At 72.2% G+C, this 17,600-nt stretch carries 12 protein-coding genes; 7 read left to right on the top strand and 5 right to left on the bottom strand.

Annotated elements, in window-relative coordinates; translation table 11 throughout:
* The first annotated feature begins 58 nt into the window (after positions 1-58).
* On the top strand, positions 59-2,599 hold the full coding sequence (locus WMF46_RS32990) for a tetratricopeptide repeat protein (protein WP_437980830.1): 2,541 nt from the start codon (positions 59-61) through the stop codon (positions 2,597-2,599).
* A 110-nt stretch (positions 2,600-2,709) separates the two neighbouring features.
* Positions 2,710-3,990 (top strand): aspartate kinase, encoded by a 1,281-nt coding sequence (locus WMF46_RS32985; protein ID WP_437973777.1) that lies wholly within the window; start codon positions 2,710-2,712, stop codon positions 3,988-3,990.
* Positions 3,991-4,070: 80 nt separating this feature from the next.
* On the opposite strand, the gene WMF46_RS32980 is transcribed toward WMF46_RS32985, so the two are convergent.
* Positions 4,071-5,771, bottom strand: coding sequence for a hypothetical protein (locus WMF46_RS32980; RefSeq protein WP_437980829.1), 1,701 nt, complete (start codon positions 5,769-5,771; stop codon positions 4,071-4,073).
* Positions 5,772-6,269: 498 nt separating this feature from the next.
* Between WMF46_RS32980 and WMF46_RS32975 the strand changes: the two genes are divergently transcribed.
* The 4 genes from WMF46_RS32975 (at position 6,270) to WMF46_RS32960 (ending at position 8,399) form a co-directional block, all read left to right on the top strand.
* A complete protein-coding gene (locus WMF46_RS32975; RefSeq protein WP_437980828.1) occupies positions 6,270-6,479 on the top strand; it encodes a DUF4911 domain-containing protein in 210 nt (69 codons plus the stop codon).
* A gap of 7 nt (positions 6,480-6,486) precedes the next feature.
* A complete protein-coding gene (locus tag WMF46_RS32970; protein WP_437980827.1) occupies positions 6,487-7,209 on the top strand; it encodes a hypothetical protein in 723 nt (240 codons plus the stop codon).
* Entirely contained in the window at positions 7,206-7,769 is a 564-nt protein-coding gene (locus WMF46_RS32965) for a TlpA family protein disulfide reductase (RefSeq protein WP_437903549.1), read from the top strand. Before WMF46_RS32970 ends, WMF46_RS32965 begins: the two co-directional genes overlap by 4 nt.
* 243 nt (positions 7,770-8,012) lie before the next feature.
* The gene (locus WMF46_RS32960) at positions 8,013-8,399 is read left to right on the top strand and encodes a VOC family protein (RefSeq protein WP_437987958.1); all 387 of its coding nucleotides are present in this window, start codon (positions 8,013-8,015) and stop codon (positions 8,397-8,399) included.
* An 84-nt stretch (positions 8,400-8,483) separates the two neighbouring features.
* Here the strand turns inward: WMF46_RS32960 and WMF46_RS32955 are convergent, their stop codons facing one another.
* The 4 genes from WMF46_RS32955 to WMF46_RS32940 all read right to left on the bottom strand — a co-directional run bounded on the left by WMF46_RS32955 (position 8,484) and on the right by WMF46_RS32940 (position 16,496).
* Entirely contained in the window at positions 8,484-9,326 is an 843-nt protein-coding gene (locus WMF46_RS32955) for an SHOCT domain-containing protein (protein ID WP_437980826.1), read from the bottom strand.
* A gap of 99 nt (positions 9,327-9,425) precedes the next feature.
* On the bottom strand, positions 9,426-10,703 hold the full coding sequence (locus WMF46_RS32950; RefSeq protein WP_437973775.1) for an aminotransferase class I/II-fold pyridoxal phosphate-dependent enzyme: 1,278 nt from the start codon (positions 10,701-10,703) through the stop codon (positions 9,426-9,428).
* Positions 10,704-10,860: 157 nt separating this feature from the next.
* Positions 10,861-12,816, bottom strand: coding sequence for a 2-hydroxyglutaryl-CoA dehydratase (locus WMF46_RS32945; RefSeq protein ID WP_437980825.1), 1,956 nt, complete (start codon positions 12,814-12,816; stop codon positions 10,861-10,863).
* A 71-nt stretch (positions 12,817-12,887) separates the two neighbouring features.
* Entirely contained in the window at positions 12,888-16,496 is a 3,609-nt protein-coding gene (locus tag WMF46_RS32940) for a BadF/BadG/BcrA/BcrD ATPase family protein (RefSeq protein ID WP_437980824.1), read from the bottom strand.
* Between the two features lie 344 nt (positions 16,497-16,840).
* On the opposite strand from WMF46_RS32940, the gene WMF46_RS32935 reads away from it, so the two are divergent.
* Complete coding sequence (locus WMF46_RS32935) at positions 16,841-17,548, top strand: TetR/AcrR family transcriptional regulator (RefSeq protein WP_012238857.1); 708 nt, start codon at positions 16,841-16,843, stop codon at positions 17,546-17,548.
* Positions 17,549-17,600 lie beyond the last annotated feature (52 nt).

Genomic DNA, 17,600 nt, shown 5'->3' with positions numbered 1-17,600 from the left:
CCGGCGCGATCGCCGTGAACTCGCCTGAAATGCCGCCGGGTTGATACCCTTGGCGGGTATGGCTGCTGGACAGAGGCGCGGCCGGCCGGCGCGCGCGCTGGGCCTTGCGCCGTCGATCCGCGCGCTCGCGCCCGGCGGCGGCGCGGCCCCGCGCCCGCCCGACGACCGTCCCGTCCTCCGGCTCGCCGTCAGCAAGGGCGCGCTCGCCATCGAGCTCGGGGAGCCGTTCGCGCTCGGTCCGCTCCGCGTCACCGAGCTCGTGGTGCGGCTCGCCGGGATCCGGTTCCCCGTCGACCTCTCCGGCGGCGTGGCGCGCTTCCGGCACCGGCGTGGCCAGCTCGTCCGGCTCTCCGTCGAGGCGCAGGGGACGGAGCTCGCCGGCTGGGCCGCGCCGCGGCTCCGCGGCCTCCTCGGCGACGGCGCGCCGCAGCTCATCATCGCGCCCATCGAGGACGGCGCGCTCGTCGCGCTGCGATCCGGCGAGACGGCGCTCGCGTTCGACGTCGCCGTGGCCCCGGGGGAGCGCGCGCTCAGGCTCCTGCCGGAGCGCGCCCGCGGCATCGGCCTCGCCGCCCCGCCGCACGCGCTCGCGCTGCAGGCGCTCTCGATGATGGCGGGTACGCACGGGCGCCTCGTCGAGGGCGCGATCGTTCTGGACGCCGCGGTCGAGCGGATCGTCCGCCTGCTCCTGCCCGCGGCGGGCGCGAGGGCGCCCGCGGTGGAGGGGGTGCAGTGGGCCGTGGTCACCGCGGAGGCGGGCCGCTTCCGCGCCGAAGGCGCGCTCGGCGCGGCGCCTCCCGCGCTGGGCGACCGCGCGCTCAGGGCGCTCGAGGCGTCCGAGCTCGCGGGCGCCGCCGACGAGCTCGCGTTCGCGGGCGGGCTCGACGAGGCGCGGCGCGCCTACCTCGCCGCGCTGGAGCGCGCCCCGCGGCACCCCGAGATCTCCTCGCGCCTCGCCTGGCTCGACCTCGTGATCGGCGAGCGCGCCGAGGGGGCGCTCTCGACCGTCGTCGACGCCATGCCCGCCGTGGACGCCGGCCTCCTCGGCGGCGCGCTCCTCGAGGCGGTCGGCGATCATGACGGCGCGTTCTCCGCGCTCGCGCGCGCCGCGCACGCGGAGCCTTACGGCCCGCTCGCCGCGCTCGCGTGGCTGCGCGCGGCGGCGCTCGCGGACGCCGTCGACGTGCGCCTCGACGCGCTGAACCTCGGCGTGGCGCGCGCGCCCGGGATCGAGGCGCTGCGGTGGGCGCGATTCCACGCGCGGCTCGACGTCGCCGACGTGCGCGGCGCGCTCGCGGACGCCGAGCACCTCGAGGCCTCCGCGCGCGGCGCCGAGGCGCGCCACGCCGTGTCTCGCCGGGCCGCGGAGGCGTTCCTCGCGCGGGGCGACGTCGCCGACGCGCGGGTGCTCTTCGAGCGGGCGCTCCGCTACGCGCCGGAGAGCCCCGACGTGGTCGCGGGCCTCGCGCGCTCGCTGCGGGCGGCGGGGGAGGGGAGGCGCGCGCTCGACCTCCTCGCCCGGGCGCGCGCTCTCGCCGCGCGCAGCGGCGCGCCCGCGTGCGCGCTCGATCTCGAGCTCGGCCGCGGCCTCGCGGAGATCGCGGGGGATCTCCCGGCGGCGATCGCGCGCGTGCGGAGCGTCCCGCCCGGCGTGCCGGAGGCGCTGGAGGCGCGGCTGCTCGAGGGCCGCTGGTGCGCCGGGCTCGGCGATCTCGGGGGAGCGTCGGTCGCGCTCGGGCGGCTGCGCGACGCGGTGGAGCTCGCCCTCCAGGGCCGCGCCGACGACGCGGGCACCGCTCGCGCGAGGGGAGCGCCGTTCGGCGACGGCGCCGCCGCCGTCGCGGCCCTGCTCGCCGAGGCCGCCGAGATCGAGGAGCGAACCCGGGGGGATCTCCTCGCGGCGCAGCGACAGCTAGGCCTCGCGCTGCGCCTCCGGCCGCGCGATCCGGGCATCACCGCCGCGTTCCGCCGCGTCTCGGGCGAGATCGCGCCGCCGGTCGCGCCTGCCCCGGCGGCGCCGCCCGGCCCGGTCCAGCGGCCCCGCGCCGAGCAGCGGATCGAGGTCCACGTCGCCGCCCCGCGCCGGCGCACGGTCCCGCCCGAGCCGGTGGTGATCGCTCCGGCGCCGAGCAAGCCTCCCCCTGTCCCCCGCGCGCCGGCCTCCCCGCCCAAGGCCGCGCCGATCGACCCCGGGACCATCGACGAGATGCCCACGCTCGATGGGTCCGACACGTCGACCGACCTCACGGCGCCCATCCCCAGCAGCGTCACGCTGGCGGAGGGGCAGGTGCCGCTGGCCCGCGCGTTCGGCGTCGACGACGAGCTCCTGGCCGAGCGGCTGGCCGATCGGCTCCGCGCCGATCCCGCCGACCAGGGAGTGGCGATGGCGCTCGCCGACGTGCTCGAGCGGCTCGGTCGCGATCTCGATCTCCTCGCCCTGCTCTCGGCGCGGATGGAGGAGGGGGACGACGCCGTCCGCCTGGAGGTCGCGCCGCGGCGGCGCGACGTGCTCGCGCGGCTCGCTGCTCGGGCGCGGGCCGAGGGGCGCGACTCCGAGGCGGAGCTCTACGAGATGCTGCTCCAGAGCGAGCTCGCCTGAGCGCTTCCTCGCGGCCCGCGCCTCGCGGCGGAGGCGCGCGCTTGGCCCACGCGCCGCGCCCGTGATAGCCCGAGCTCTTGCGCAGCGCGCGCAGCGCTTGGAGGTGCAGCATGGCCGAGCAGCCGTCGAACCGCGCCCAGCAGGAGGGCTCGCCGTGCGAGCCTGGCGCCTCGCCCGCGAAGGCGGGCCGTCCGATCATCGTGCAGAAGTATGGCGGCTCATCGGTCGCCGACGTCGACAGGATCGGCAAGGTCGCCGAGCGCGTCGTCGCCGCGAAGCGCGCCGGCAACGACGTCGTCGTCGTGGTCAGCGCGATGGGCAAGACCACCGACGGCCTGCTCGCGCTCGCCCGGCAGGCGGCGAGCGCGGCCGCGGATCCTCCCCGGCGCGAGCTCGACATGCTGCTCTCGACCGGCGAGCGCGTGTCGATGGCGCTCCTCTCGATCGCCATCCAGGCCCGGGGCTTCGAGGCGATCTCGTTCACGGGCTCCCAGTCCGGCATCCTCACGAACGATCGCCATTTCGACGCGCGCATCATCGAGGTCCGCCCGTTCCGCATCGAGGACGAGCTCGCGCGCGGCCGCATCGTGATCGTCGCCGGCTACCAGGGGATGAGCTACCGCCGCGAGATCACGACGCTCGGTCGCGGGGGCTCCGACACCACGGCCGTGGCGCTCGCGGCGGCGCTGGGTGCCGAGCGCTGCGAGATCTACAGCGACGTCGACGGCGTGTACTCGGCCGACCCGCGGGTCGTCCCGGACGCCCGTCACCTGCCCGAGCTCGACTGCGCGGTCCTCCAGGAGATGGCCGAGTGCGGCGCGAAGGTCGTCTGCGCCCAGGCGGTCGAGTGGGCGCGGCGCTCCGGCGTGGCCCTGGTCGCGCGGTCGACGTTCGACGCCGGCCCCGGCGCGCGGGAGACGGTGGTGCGCCGGTTCGCGCCGGGCTCGGCGCCTCCGGCGCTCGCGGCGCGCGCGATCGTCGCCGAGGGCAACGTCGTCCTCGCGCGGGCTGACGGCGGGCTCCGGCTCGACGAGGTCCTCCGCGCGGCGGGCGAGCTCGGGCTGGGCTTCCGGGATCTCTCCTTCGGTCACGGCGGCGGCGCGTTCGTGATCCCCCTCCTCAACGTGCCCGAGTGGCAGGGGGCCAGGCGAAAGCTCGCCGCGCTGCTGCCGTCGCTCGAGCTCGTCGAGGGGCTCGCGGCGGTCAGCGTCGTCGGCGACGGGCTCTCCGCGACGGCGGAGCCGCTCGCGCGCTTCGTGGAGGTCCTCGCGCGCGCCGGCATCGCGCCTCGGTTCACGATCGCGGGCCCCCTGCGCCTAGGCGCCCTCGTCGACGCCGCGGACGTCGCGGCCGCGCAGCGCCTGCTGCACGCGTCGTTCGTCGGCGGCTGAGCGCGCCGCTCGCGAGGCGAGCGATGTGCGAGCGCGGCGAGCCGGCGCTCGCGCGCCGCCCGCGAGGCGGAGGACGACCGTCAGTGCTTTCTCTGTCGCGTGAGCGCGACGAGCCCCGCCCAGCACGCGACCCACACGACCTCGCGCGACGCGTCCCAGGCGATCGCCGCCGGTCCGATCGACGCGGCCTCCTCCTCGGGGGCGCCGGGGGGCGTCGCACCGAGCTCGGCGACGAGCGTCGGGGCGGCGTTCGACGGCACGTGGACCAGCTGCGCCCGGCGCTCGCCCTCGCGCGCGACGAGCGCGAGCAGCGGCGACGCCTTGTGGTCGCCGGCGAAGGCGAGGGCGACGACCACCGCGAGCCCCTCCAGCACGCGGAAGGTCTCGCCGCCGTTGCGCGACACGCAGAGGAGCCCGGCGCCGGAGATCGCGATCGAGCGCCCGCCGGCCGCCGCTGCGAGCCTGCAGTCGTCGGCCTCGGCCGCGCGCCGCGCCGCACCCGACAGCGGCACGACCGGCGAGCCTTCGTCGTCGCCGCGGAGCCGCTCGAGCTGCGGTCCTTCGGCCGCGCTCGTGAGCGCGACGATCACCCCCTCGCTCGCGCTCATCCGGAGCACGCCGTCCCGCAGCGCGGGCCCGGGCGACAGGGAGAGCGCGCCCTTCGACGGAGTCGGCGCGCCGTCGCGGCGGGGCGAGCCCGCGGCCACGGCGGAGCCGGTCTCCGGCGGCGAGACGACCGCGCCGGCCGCGGGCGACCACAGCGTCTTGCCGGCCAGCACCCACAGGCGCCCCGGCGTCGTCGCGAGCGTCACCGGCGCGCCGCCCGAGCCCCACGCGCCGAGCGTGCTCGCGCTCTTCCCCCGGTCGTCGCTCAGCAGCAGGTTGCCGCGGCGCGTGGCGATGAGGATCGCGCTGTCCGACAGCGCGATCGAGGACGCCGACGTGTCGACGCCGGCGCGGCGCGCGGAGAGCGCCCCCGCGTCGACGACGAGCACGGCCCCGCGCTCGCCGCCAGCACGCTCCGCGCGGCGCGGGCGACCTCCCGATCGCGCGGCGGGCTCGCTCGTCAGCCCGGGCTCTGCGCCGGCGCTGCCCGCGACGACGTAGCCGCCGGCCACCGCGAGCGTGCTGCACGGGACGGCGGCGCCCGCGTCCTCGACGACGACCCAGGGCAGCGCGTCCCAGACGGGGGCCTGGTCGTCGGGGAGATCGGGCAGCTCTGCGAGCAGATCTTCGCCCTCGTAGGCGCCCTCCTGGTCCGCGTCGAGCGCCGGCAGCTCCCCCTCGTCCACGTCGTCCGCCGGGTCCTCTCCCGTCCCTTCCGCGCCGCCGTCGTCGCCGTGCGCCCCGCCGTGATCGTCGAGATCGTCCTGCTCGGCGTCGCTCTGCTCGACGGCCTCATCGGACAGCCACGTGCTCGCGTCGGCCTCCGCGATCCCCTCGTGAAGCGCCCCGACGTCGACGCCTTCTTCCGCGGGCTCGTCCTCCCCGGTCCCGCCGTCGTCCACGGCGAGCTCGACGCCGATCTCGAGGTCGCTCGCGTTCGCGTCGTCGAGCCCCTGCTCCGCGTCGTCGAGCGTCTGCAGGAGGTCGTCGAAGCCCTCGTCGCCCCCTTCTTCCTCGTCGTGCCCGAGCGGCGGCAGGTCGATCAGCTTGCCGTCGTTCTCGTCGTGCTCGTCGTGCTCGCGCTCGTCGTCATCGACGGCGGTCTTCGGCTGCGGCGCCGGGCACGTCTCGCGGCGCTCCTCCATTCGCTCGCTGCAGGCTCGTGAGGCTGACATCGGCGGGAGTGTAGCGCCCCTCGCGGCGCTTTCGCCCCGCGCGGCGATCCCCGAGCGCTCCGTGGGCCCCAGAGCCCGCCTGCCCCGGCTCGCGGCGGTGGCTCTCGTCGGCTCCCGTCGGCTCTCGTCTTGTTCGGGCCCGCGGCCTGTCGCCTCCCGACGACGCCGCCGGCGAGCCGCCCGTGCGAATCAAGAAGGGTGAAGGTGAGCGGCCCGACGATCTCGCGCCGCTTTGGCGGGCGCGAGAACGCCGCGGGGCCCGCGGATCGAGGGAGGGACGCGGCCTCTTGACGCGGCGAGGGGGCTGGCCATCCCCGCCGGGTGTGCCCGCTGGATCCCTCCGGCGAGCGGTGCTTAGCTCCGCCGTCCATGGGCCGGAACGACAGCAATTCCAGGCGAGTCGCGTCCGCGTCTCCGGCCGGCGGACAGCCCTCGGGGGCAGCGGGGCAGCTCGGGCCTGCGCGCGGCCCCCTCTCGATCGCGGATGCGAGCGCCGGGATGCTGGTGCAACACGTCCTGGTCCATCCAGCGGACGTCGTGTTCGTGAAGAGCATCGTCGAGGCGAGCGACGGCGTCGCGCTCCTGTTCGCGGATCGCGGCGGAGAGCTCACGCTCGCGGCGCCGCTCGGACGAGGCGACGAGTTCGCCGAGCTCGTGCGCGATCTGGAGCGCGACGTCGGGGCGCGTCGCCGCGACGCGCTGCGCTGAGGGTGGCATGACGGAGCGCCGCGACCCGAGCTCGGCCGATCTCACCCAGGAGCCCTCGCTGGACGCCGCCGCGCCGGACGGCGCGGCGCAGGGCCTGCCCGCGTCGTCCGGCGCGCTGCTCGACCCGCGCATCCTCGCTGCCTGGCGGGAGTGGCTCGCCGCGCTCGCGACCGACGCCGAGGCGGCCATCGCCGCGGCCCACGTGTACGGGGAGCTCGGCCCCGAGGCGCGCGAGGCGTGGCTCGACGTCCTCGCGGAAGACGCGCCCAAGCTGCAGGTGCCCGCGGTGGCGATCTATGCGCCGCTCCTGTCGGTCGAGAGCGACGCCGGGCGCCGCGAGCGGATCGAGGTCGCGATCGAGGGGGGGGAGCACGCACCGCGCCCGGCGGGCGGCTTCGCGCTGCGCGGCGTCGCCGCCGGGGGCGATCGCGTGGTGGCGCTGGTGACGCCGCTCTACTTGCGCTTCGTGCGGGTGCTCTGGTGTCGCTATCTCCCCGAGGATGGCATCGCCTGGGCGCGGCACGATCCCATCGTCCGCGCGGAGGACGCCCCGGGTCCGGGGATCCTGCTCGACGGCGCGCAGCTCGAGGCCACGCCGATCAAGCTGGTCATCGAGGAGCTGTGCCATGCCGTCCTGGCGCAGCGGCGCAAGGGCGCCGAGCTCCCACCCTCGCTGCAGCTCTGCGCTGATCTCTTCGACGCCCACCTGGAGGGTGATCCGCTGCCATGAAGCCGCTCGCGCCGGTCTGCACGCCGCTCTTGCTGCTCGCGATCGGCTGCGGTGGGGGCGGCGACGCCGTCCGGGAGCCAGCGGCGGGGCCGCCGGTCGCCGCGGCGGCGCCGGCGCCCGGCCCGGTGCGGAGCTTCTCGTACGAGACCCTCGACGGCCGCGAGCTCTCGACCGGGTCGCTCTCGGGCAGGTTCAGCGTGATCGGCTTCGTCGCGACCTACGATGTGGCGTCTCAGGCGGAGGCGCGGTTCCTCGCGGGGCTGTTCCGCGATCACACGCCGCGCGTCAACGCGGCGCTCCTGGTCCTCGAGGCGAGCGAGAACCGGCCGCTCGTCGAGGCCTTCGTCGCGGCGCTCAAGCTCCCGTACCCGGTGGCGCTCGCGGACGCCCCGACGATCGCCGGAGAGGGGCCCTTCGCCGGGCTGCACCATGTGCCGAGCGTCGTCGTCCTCGACGCAGGGGGCCGGGAGGTCTTCCGGCACGTCGGTCTCATCACCCAGGAAGCGCTCGAGGAGGTCCTCCGCGGCCTCGAGCGCGCGAGCGCGCGGCCCGCGCGGTAGGCAAGGCAGCGCGCCGCCCGCCGAACACCGCGGCGCCGGGCAGAAGCCTGCGTGTGGACGGATGGTGCGTTTGGCGCGCGAGCCGCCCTGGCGCGCAGTGCCGAGTTCCTGCTGAAGATGGCAATTCCGTGTCGCCCATAGGAATGCTGTGCACAGCCGTGCCTGGTGCGCCTCGCTGCGAGGAGAGGCGCAGTCCTTTTCTTCAGCTGGCGCGCGTCTGTCTGGGCGATGATGGCGCGCATGATGATCGACCACATCGGTTTTCCAGTCTCGGATTATGAGCGGAGCAAGGCCTTCTATCTGGCGGCCCTGGCCCCCCTTGGCTACGGGCTCGTGATGGAGCTCACGCCGGAGATGACCGGGGGGGCGGGCACCCACGCCGGCCTGGGGCCTGAGGGGAAGCCGGACTTCTGGATCGGCACGGGAACCCCGCTTCAGGGCGGCTTGCATGTCGCCTTCGTCGCGAAGACGCGGGCCGACGTCGATGCGTTTTACCGGGCCGCGCTCGCTGCTGGAGGCGTCGACAACGGTCCGCCGGGGCTACGGCCGCAGTACCACCCGGGCTACTACGGCGCGTTCGTGCGTGATCCTGATGGGCACAACATCGAAGCGGTCTGTCACGGCGGGTGACGGCTGACGGAGCAAGGCGAGCGCTCCTCTCCGGCGCTCGCCGCCCGCTCCTCCTCGCCCTCGGCGACCGTCCTTGCCTCGTGCTCAGAGCCTGCCGAGGAGCTCTGTCTTCTTCGCCGCGAACTCCTGCTCGGTGATGAACCCCTTTTGCCGCAGATCGGCGAGTCGCTCGATGGCGGCGAAGACATCCCCTTCCTGCGCCGGAGCAGGGCGGGGGAGGGCGGCGTCCGCCTGCGCCGGCGCGGCCGCTTGCGCCGGAGCGGGCGGGGCGATCGGCGCCTGCTTCGCGGCAAGGTCGCCGGAGATGATTGGCAAGCTCAGCACGCTCACCACGCCGTACTGGCTGGTGAACGTCACGGACGCCCCCGACCCTTGCTGCTGCGACACACCGCCGATCTGATGATCGAGCGTGTCATAGACGCTGACGCGCCCGTTGACCTCGACGGCCAGGCGCCGCGCGCCGGGGAAGTAGGCATATCGGACGTTGTTTTGCGATCCGCTGGAGCTCGGCACGCCGAGCTCCCCGGGCCACCAGCTGCCCGAGCCCCCTCCCGACCCCGGGACGAACAGGCTGACCGGCGATCCCCCAAAACCTCCACTGCCACCCTGCTGCTGCTGCTGACCGCCCTGCGATGGATAGCTAGGGGGCGCTGGAACGAAAGGCTGGCTGGCCAGCAGGCTGGACAGCTCGGAGCACAGGCCGTCCACCTTGGCCTTGAGACCGTTGTTGAACATGTCCCCGACCATGGTCATGCCGCCCTGCATCCACTGCCCTCCGCCGCCCAGCTCGGGGTGGTAGAACTGCGCCATCGTTCCATGGCCGTTCACGAGCGCCTGCAACAGCGTCATCACCGCGTCGGTGCTGACGAAATAGCGCTGTGACAGGTCGGAAACTCTCTGCTGACCTTCGAGGGTGAGTTGCTGCATGGTGAGGCGCTCCGGGAGGAAGCGCCCACCCTTGCACTGCGGTGCGTCGATCGCAATGCGGGCGAGCGACGATGACGGTGATGACCGCGATGACGGCGATCAGCCAGCGAGCTTGCGGACGCTCGCGAGCTGGACACAGACCGCGACGACGTCCATCGCGACGCGGATCTGATCCAGCGGCGGCATCGAGGGCGCGACCCGGATGTTGCGGTCGCGAGGATCGCGGCCGTACGGGTACGTCGCGCCGGCGCCGGTCAGCTTCACGCCCGCCTTGTTGGCCAGGCGCACCACCTCCTTCGCACAGCCGTCGAGGGTGTCGAGGCTGACGAAGTAGCCGCCGCGCGGCGAGGTCCAGGTGGCGATGCCCTTGCCGCCGAGCTCGCGCTCGAACGTGGTCGTCACCGCCTCGAACTTGGGCCGCATGAGCTCGGCGTGCCGCTGCATGTGGCTCAGCAATCCCTTGTAATCCTTGTAGAACCGCACGTGCCGCAGCTGGTTCACCTTGTCCGGACCGATGGTCTGGATGCCGAGGTGCTTCTTCGCGTCCGCCACGTTCGCGGGGCTCGACGCCATGGCGGCGACGCCGCTGCCGGCGAACGAGATCTTCGACGTGGAGGCGAAGACGATCGGCCGGTTGGGGTGGCCCGCGGACTGGCACGCCGGCACGATGTTCGCGAGCGGGTCGCCCTCGGCGTAGAGGTCGTGGACCGCGTAGGCGTTGTCCCAGAAGAGGCGGAAGTCGGGGGCCGCCGTCTTCATGGCCGCGAGCCGGCGCACGACCTCGGGGCTGTACGTGGTGCCCGTGGGGTTGGAGTACTTCGGCACGCTCCACATGCCCTTGATGGCCGCGTCCTCGGCGACGAGCTTCTCGACCTGATCCATGTCCGGCCCGTCGTCGCGCAGGTCGACCGTGATCATCTCGATGCCGTGGTGCTCGCAGATCGCGAAGTGACGATCGTAGCCGGGGCTCGGGCACAGGAACTTCACCTTGGGCTGCTTCAGCCAGGGGCCGCTGCCGTCGGGCACGCCGTGGACGAGCGCGCGGACCACCGCGTCGTGCATCATCGTCAGGCTGCTGTTCCCGCCGACGATGACCTGCTCCGAGGGGACCTCGAGCATCTCGGCGAAAATGGCCTTCATCTCGGGCAGGCCGTCGAGGCCGCCGTAGTTGCGGGTATCCGAGCCGTCCGAGGCGATGAGGTCGCCCGCGCCGGGCAGCGCGAGCATGCCGTTCGCGAGATCGAGCTGCTCGGACGACGGCTTGCCGCGCGTCATGTCGAGCTTGAGGCCGCGGGCTTCAAAGGCAGCAAAACGCGCCTCGAGCTCACGGGTGAGCGAGGCAAGAGCATCGGGAGACAACGAGCGCAGTTCGGTCATGGCGCGCGATATCTAGCAGAATTTCGCGCGTGCGTCGCGGCCGGACGGCGCGCGGCGGGCGGGGCGGCGCGGCGCAGCGCGCCGAGCGCGGAGAGGCACGGCGAGGCCGAGGGGGCCGCCGGGCGCAGCTCGCCCGGCGGCGTCCGCCTCGTCCGCCTCACTCCGCGGCGATGGGCTCCACGCTGTTCGCCCCGTGGCTCACATGGCGCACCTCGGGGTTGTTCTCGAAGTACGCCTTGCCGGCCAGGCGCTTGACCAGCGGGCTGAACCGCTCCGCGGCCTTGCCGCCGACGATATCGCGGATCAGCGCGACGTCCTCGCGGGCCCGGGCGAGCGTCTCCGGATCCGTGAGGAACTCCGTGGCCGCCTTCGCCTTGGCCGGGGCGGCCATCACGGCGTCGCGGAGCGCGCCCGCCGCCGCCTTGGCCTTGCCCACGGCGCGCTCGGCGGCCGTCTGCTTGATGAGCGGCGCCACCTCGTAGACCAGGTTGGCGGCCGAGCCGGCGACGCGGTGCGGCGGGTGGTGGAGCGGGCTCGCGTACTTCGGGTTCCTCGCGAGGAACGCGCGCACCTCGGCCTCCGTGACGCCCGCCTCCTCGTAGGCGCGGGTGAGCTCCTGCTCGGCCAGGATGCGCGCCTTGAACATGTACATCTGGATGCGCGAGTAGAAGTTCGTCGCGCCGTCGCCGCTCGTCTCCACCGCGCAGAAGATCGTCCCGGGGTAGCGCGACGTGATCAGCGACTGGACGCCGTCGGAGACGCCCGACGAGGGCATGCAGCCGAACGGCTTCACGCTCACCGTCACGTGCGCCTTCGACTTCACGGCGTTCACGATGAGCTTGCCGACCTCCATGTGCCCCTCGCCGCCGCGGAGGTCGTTCGAGTAATAGTCCTTCGCCACCTCCGCCACGAGCTCCATGTCCGGAAGGTGGTAGTCGAGCAGGCCGAGCGGCAGCGCGAACGCCTGGAAGCCGACGCGCAGCGCGCCCTCGGCGAGGCGCATCGTCGCGAGGCGCTTCGCCACCCCGAACTCGTCCAGGCTGGCGAGGCCGTAATTGCCCTCGTCGGCGCCGCGCAGGTCGCGCCGCTCGCGGGTGTCTCGGGCGCACTCCCAGATGTTGTAGAGCAGCCACGCCGTCGTGAGCTGGATGTCGTTCTCGCCGCCCTCGCTCTCGAGGAACTTCTGCAGGGCGTAGTTGCCGTCGCCCTCGGTCGTCATCGCCCAGAACTCGCCGATGATCGACGTCTTCGCCTTGGGCCGGAGCTTGTCCACCTGGACGCCCTCGAACTCCTTGCGCGCCTCGTAGAGCGCCTTGAACACGTTCGTCTGCTCGAAAAGCGCCTTGTAGAGGATGCGCTTCGCGCTCTCCATCGCGCGGTTCGTCGCGCCCGGCTCGACCTCGTAAGGCCGGATCCGGTAGCCGAGCGCGTTCAGCGTGTCGCCGCAGACGATGGCCTTGATGATCGCGATGAAGAACGCGGGGTTCATCTCGAGCCCGACATCGTCGCCCGTCGCCTGCGAGAGCCCGCCGGTCTGCTGGAAGAGCATGACCCGGAAGCCGTCGAAGCCGGCGTCGCGGAGCGCCTTCCTGTACTCGGTCACGTACATGCCGAACCGACAGGGCCCGCACGCGCCCGCCGTCAGGAAGACGTAGTTCTTGATGATGTCCTCGGTCGACATCCCCTGCTTGTCGCGCAGGTCGATGAGGTATTTCACGAGGCCGCCGACCGTGAAGTACGTCGGGTTGCACTGGCCGCGGTTGCCGAACTCCTTGCCCGTCTGCAGGCCCGCGTTGTCGCTCATCCCGAAGTAGTGGACGTTGTAGCCGAGGCCCTTCAGCGCGCCCTCGCACAGGAAGTCCTGCGCGGCGGTGAGGCCGCTGATGAGGAGCGTCACGCTCTCGCGCTCCTTCTTCGTCATCTTCGGCTTGAGCATGTTGTCGACCCACTGGCGCCGCTCGGCCTTGAGCCCGAGCCGCTCCCGCTCGGCCTCCTCGAAGGCCCTGAGCTCCGCCTCGATGTCGACGTCGGTCTTGTTGGATCGCGCCTCGCCCACCAGAGGAAGGCGCGTCTTCTGCGTGGTGGTCGTGCTCGTCGTGCTCGTATGTTGCATGGCGTGGCTTCCCTTCGCTTGGATGCTGGAAGGGGCGGCCCCGCCGTCCCCCCCTCGACCTTCGACGTGGTTCAGGCTTCCAGGGGGACGACGGTCCCGTCGGACTGCTTCTTCTTGAGCTGCACGAGGCCCGTCTTCGGCGTCTCGGGCGGCGAGACCGGCGCGACGTAGCTCCGGACCTTCTCGGCGAGCGCGGCGATCTCCCGCTCGAGCGCGGGATCCGTGATCTTGCGCGCCGCCTGCTGGTCGCGCTTCAGCTGGAGCAGCTCGAGCCGCTTCTCCTCGATGCGCTGGACCAGCTGCGCCTTCTTCTTCGCCGCGTCCTCGAGCGCCTCCTCGTGCAGCTTGAGGCTGTGCGCGTAGGTCTTCACGCGGATCTTGATCGAGCCGCCCGGCTTGTTGGCGTCGATGTCGTGCAGCGCCGCGTACGGCGTCGCGCTCGAGCTCACGATGCTGTCGATGATCCCGTACGTCGGCGCGTCGTGGCCGCACTTGAAGCTCGAGAGATCGAGCAGGACGACGTTCGGGTGGCGGGCGGCGAACTTGGCCGCCCAGACCTTCTGCGCGCTGTTGGCCGAGTAGTTCTCCGGCCAGACGTCGTTGATGTCGAGCGGGTGCTGGCCGATCGCGATCTCGTCCTTGAAGTACCGGGCCAGGTACTCCATGTCGCGCGGGATGGACCGCACCGAGAGGATCGGATAGCCGAGCACCTGGAACTCCTCCGGGATGCCGTGGTTCAGGCCCGGGTCGGAGTGGTACGGCCGCCCGATCATCAGGATGGCCACCCGGTTCTCGGACTCGACCGTCTCGAGGATCGCCCGCCCCTTGTCCTGGAGGTCGTGCTCGAACTGCGAGAGCGCCCGCATCCCCTCGCGGTGCGCGTGATCGCTCTCGTCCTCGGTGATGCCGAGCCGCGGGCCCCAGGTCTCGAACATCCGGCGCGCCGTCAGCGTCATCTCGGAGAACGTGAGCGCGGGGTCGAGGTACTCGATCCCGCGCGTCTTGAAGAAGTCGACCTCCTTCGTGAAGGCCGCCTTCATGACGTCCGGCACGCCCGCGACGATGGGGCAGCTCGTCTTGTCCATCACCCCTTCGCCGAAGCTCGGCACATGGGTGAGGATGGGGAAGAAGATGTAATTGAGCTTCTTCTCGTCGCTGTGGTGGTGGAAGAGCAGGTTGTGGACGTGGGCCTGCGCCACCTTGGACGGGAAGCACGGATCGATGGAGCCGTACTTGCCGCCCTCGACCCACATCTCCTCGCTCGTCGCGTCGCTGAAGACGACGTTCTGCTTGGGGATGCCGAGCGCCTCGAAGTAGGCGCGGTAATACGGGCCGGTCGAGTAGATGTTGAGGACGCGCGGGATGCCGATGCGGACGCGGCGGAGGCGCTCCCGCACCTCGATGCCGCTCCGCCGGAACGGGCGCGTCGTCTCCACCCGGCGGATGCCGAGGAAGCCCTTCTTGACGACCGTGTCCTTCACCGGCGCGCCTTCCTCCGGGAGCGGCGCCGTGCCGTAGAAGTGCCGGAAGGCGAGCTTCGACTCGTAGTCGACGAGGTTCGGGAACTGCTTCGCGATCTTCTTCCGCTCGGCGACGAGCGCGAGCATCGCCTGCTCGCTCTCGACGGTGCCCTTCTCGCACGAGAAGCCCGAGATGTAGCGGCTCGTCGTCCCGTCAGGCCGCTTCGTGTCGATGAAGGTCCGCTTGCACTCGTTCGGGCAGAAGTGGCAGACCGTCTCCTCGTCGTTCTTCGTCGTGTATTCGAGGGCGATCGCCGCGTCGATCCCGATGAACGTCGACCGGCCCTTGCGCTTCACGACCCGGAGCGTCTCGAACGCGGCGCCGAGCGCGCCGGCCTCGCCCGTGTGCGGGTGGACGAACACCTCGGCGCCGGGGACGCGCTCCTTGATGTAATCGACCTGCGCCTTGACCGCCGCGAGGTTGTACTGCGTGCCGCCCTGCAGCACGTAGCGCGTGCCGAGCGCCGCGAGCCGCGGGATCTGCACGACGTACTGCCACACGTTCTTCGGCAGCACCTGGGCGAGCCCGGCGAGCAGCTCCTCCTTCGAGAAGCCCTCCTTCTGGAAGTTCACGCGGTCCGTGTCGAGGAAGACGGCGCAGCCGTAGCTGAACTTCGGGGCGAGCTCGGCGCCGAACGCCGTGTCGGCGTACTCGGTCACCTTCAGGCCGAACTGGTCGGCCATCGCCTGGAGCAACATGCCGTTGCCCGCAGAGCACGAGTTGGAGAGGCGGAAGTTCGCGATATCGCCGTTCTTCATGAACAGGACCTTGATGTCCTGTCCGCCGATATCGCAGATGACGTCGACGTCGCCGAAGAACTTCACCGCGCTCATCATGTGGGCGACGGTCTCGACGATGTTGACGTCGGCCCGCATGCACTCCTGGAGCACGTCGGCCGCGTACCCGGTGCCGCCGAAGCCGAGCACCTCGAGCGTCGCGCCCTCATCGAGCACGTACTGCCGGAGCTGGGCGAGCAGCTCCTTCGCGTCCTGGATCGGGTTGCCCTTGGAGAGCTGGTAGGCCTTGCAGACGATGTTCCCGTCCTCGTCGATGAGCACCGCCTTCGACGAGGTGGAGCCGCCGTCGAGGCCGATGACCCCGCGCACCACCTGGCCGGGCGCGAGCTTCATCGGCGTGAACCTCGGGATGCTGTAGAGCTTCCGGAACTCGTCGACCTCGTCCCGGGTCTTCACGAGCGGCGGGCCCGCGCTCTCGCCGAGCCGGGCCTTCCTGCCGTTCGTCATGTACTCGATGAGCCCCGACTTGCCGGCGTAGAGGCCGACCTCGGGCGCCTCCTTGAGCCCGTAGACGCACGCGCCGAACGCCGCGTAGTACTGCGCGTTCTCCGGGACGAAGATCGTCTCCTCGACCGGCTGGTCCTTCGGCCAGTCGTAGCCGCGCTCGTCCCAGGTCTCGGGGATCCGCTTGCGCCAGCACTCCTGGAGGAAGGGGAGGTAGGTGTTGGGGCCGCCGAGCAGGATCACCTTGTGCTTCAGCGTCGAGCCGCGCGTCAGCACCGACAGGTTCTGGAGGACGATCGCGTCGGCGAGAGAGCAGAGGATCTCCGTCGAGGGGATGCCGCTCTTCACGAGGTTCACGATGTCCGTCTCGGCGAAGACGCCGCACTTCGCCGCGACGTGGTGGAGCTTCGAGTCGTCGAAGTGGATCTTCACCACCTCCGTCGGCGGGAGGCCCACCTTGATCATGCACTTGTCGATGGTGGCGCCCGTGCCGGAGGCGCACTTGTCGTTCATCGACGGCGCGGCGGTCTTGTCGCCCGTCTTCGCGTCCCGCTGGAAGATGATGATCTTGGCGTCCTGCCCGCCGAGCTCGATGACGCTGCCCACGTCCGGGTGCAGGTTCTCGACAGCGAGCGTGACCGCGTTGACCTCCTGGACGAACTTCGCGCCCAGGCCAGCGCAGAGGGGCGCCGCGCCGGAGCCCGTCATGAACACCCGCCAGCTGTCCCTCGGCGACGCGGGGAACGATGCCTCGATGGTCTCGAGGAGCTCGAGCACCTTCTCCGGCTGCTTGGTCTGATGCCGCTGGTAGTCGCTCCAGAGAATCTCGAGCGTCTGCGGATCGAGCACGACGGCCTTCACCGTCGTCGAGCCGACGTCGATGCCGACCACGACCGGTTCCTGGATCTGCCTTCCCATCGGGGCTCCTCCCACCGCCGTCGCCGGTCCCCAGCGTCCGACTGACTGGCTGGTCAGTCGTGATGGCTACAACGGGATGTCCTGGAAATCAAGCAATCCGATGCGTCTTGGTCGCCGCGCGACGCCGTTCTCCGGGCATCTCGGGCCATCGCTGCGTCCAGGGTGCAAGGTTCCGACGCCACGCTCGGTTGCGTCTGATGGCGCGTGGTGCCCCCCCCCGCGTCCGCGTCTCGTGCGCTGTGCCGCGAACTTTCCGGATCTTTTCAGGCGGCGGGCCTGCTCGACGCCGGAGGGGAGACATCGGTCCCCAGATGGCGGGCCGGTGATGGTAAAGCGACCGGCCCATGGACAAGGCCGAGCGCCGCCAGGCGCTCCTCCGCGCCGCGCGAACCGTGTTTTCCGAGAAGGGGTATCACGAGGCGAAGGTCGACGACATCGTCGCGCTCGCGAAGGTCGCGAAGGGGACGTTCTACCTCTACTTCCCCGACAAGCGCTCGGTGTTCGGCGAGCTCGTGCGCGGCCTCTTCTCGCGGCTCGGCGGCGCCATCCTGCGCGTGGACCCGTCGGCGGACGTCGAGGCGCAGGTCAAGCACAACATCCGCGCGATCGTGGCCGTCCTGCTCGACGATCCGGCGCTGACGAGCATCCTCCTGTCGCACGCGGCCGGGCTCGACCCGGCGTTCGTCAAGGAGCTGCGGGCGTTCCGCCAGGAGGTGAAGCTCCTGCTGCAGCAGAGCCTCGCGGAGGGGCAGCGGCTCGGCGTCATCGAGCCGGGGGACACCGAGCTCTACGCGACGTTCACGATCGGCGCGCTGAAGGAGGTGCTGTTCGAGAACGCCCTCGAGGAGCAGGCCCGCCCTCGCGAGCGGATCGTGACGGCGCTCCACGATTTCCTGCGGCGCGGCTACCTCCGGATGGACCCCGCGGCCGGGCTCGCGGCGCGGGGCCCGGAGGGCGAGCGCGCCGCGCCCGCGACAGGGGACGCCCCCGGCGAGGCGCCGGAGCGGGTGAGCCCGTCGCGCGGCCGGCGGGCCAGGTCGAGGGGCGACTGACCGGCGCGTCAGTCAGGGCGGGGACTACCCAGGTCAGGCCGGCGGCGTAGGG

Origin of the sequence: Sorangium sp. So ce117 (genome assembly GCF_051524395.1) — a bacterium.
GTDB lineage: Bacteria > Myxococcota_A > Polyangia > Polyangiales > Polyangiaceae > Sorangium > Sorangium cellulosum_B.
The sequence above is the reverse complement of the archived record's forward strand: the minus strand, read 5'-3'. Positions and strand labels throughout refer to the sequence as shown.

Bases quoted from the DNA above. Each gene is read 5' to 3' on its own strand.
- WMF46_RS32940 (WP_437980824.1), bottom strand. From the start codon at position 16,496: ATGGGAAGGCAGATCCAGGAACCGGTCGTGGTCGGCATCGACGTCGGC.
- WMF46_RS32955 (WP_437980826.1), bottom strand. From the start codon at position 9,326: ATGCAGCAACTCACCCTCGAAGGTCAGCAGAGAGTTTCCGACCTGTCA.
- WMF46_RS32945 (WP_437980825.1), bottom strand. From the start codon at position 12,816: ATGCAACATACGAGCACGACGAGCACGACCACCACGCAGAAGACGCGC.
- WMF46_RS32970 (WP_437980827.1), top strand. From the start codon at position 6,487: ATGACGGAGCGCCGCGACCCGAGCTCGGCCGATCTCACCCAGGAGCCC.
- WMF46_RS32950 (WP_437973775.1), bottom strand. From the start codon at position 10,703: ATGACCGAACTGCGCTCGTTGTCTCCCGATGCTCTTGCCTCGCTCACC.
- WMF46_RS32985 (WP_437973777.1), top strand. From the start codon at position 2,710: ATGGCCGAGCAGCCGTCGAACCGCGCCCAGCAGGAGGGCTCGCCGTGC.
- WMF46_RS32935 (WP_012238857.1), top strand. From the start codon at position 16,841: ATGGACAAGGCCGAGCGCCGCCAGGCGCTCCTCCGCGCCGCGCGAACC.
- WMF46_RS32990 (WP_437980830.1), top strand. From the start codon at position 59: ATGGCTGCTGGACAGAGGCGCGGCCGGCCGGCGCGCGCGCTGGGCCTT.
- WMF46_RS32965 (WP_437903549.1), top strand. From the start codon at position 7,206: ATGAAGCCGCTCGCGCCGGTCTGCACGCCGCTCTTGCTGCTCGCGATC.
- WMF46_RS32980 (WP_437980829.1), bottom strand. From the start codon at position 5,771: ATGTCAGCCTCACGAGCCTGCAGCGAGCGAATGGAGGAGCGCCGCGAG.
- WMF46_RS32975 (WP_437980828.1), top strand. From the start codon at position 6,270: ATGCTGGTGCAACACGTCCTGGTCCATCCAGCGGACGTCGTGTTCGTG.
- WMF46_RS32960 (WP_437987958.1), top strand. From the start codon at position 8,013: ATGATCGACCACATCGGTTTTCCAGTCTCGGATTATGAGCGGAGCAAG.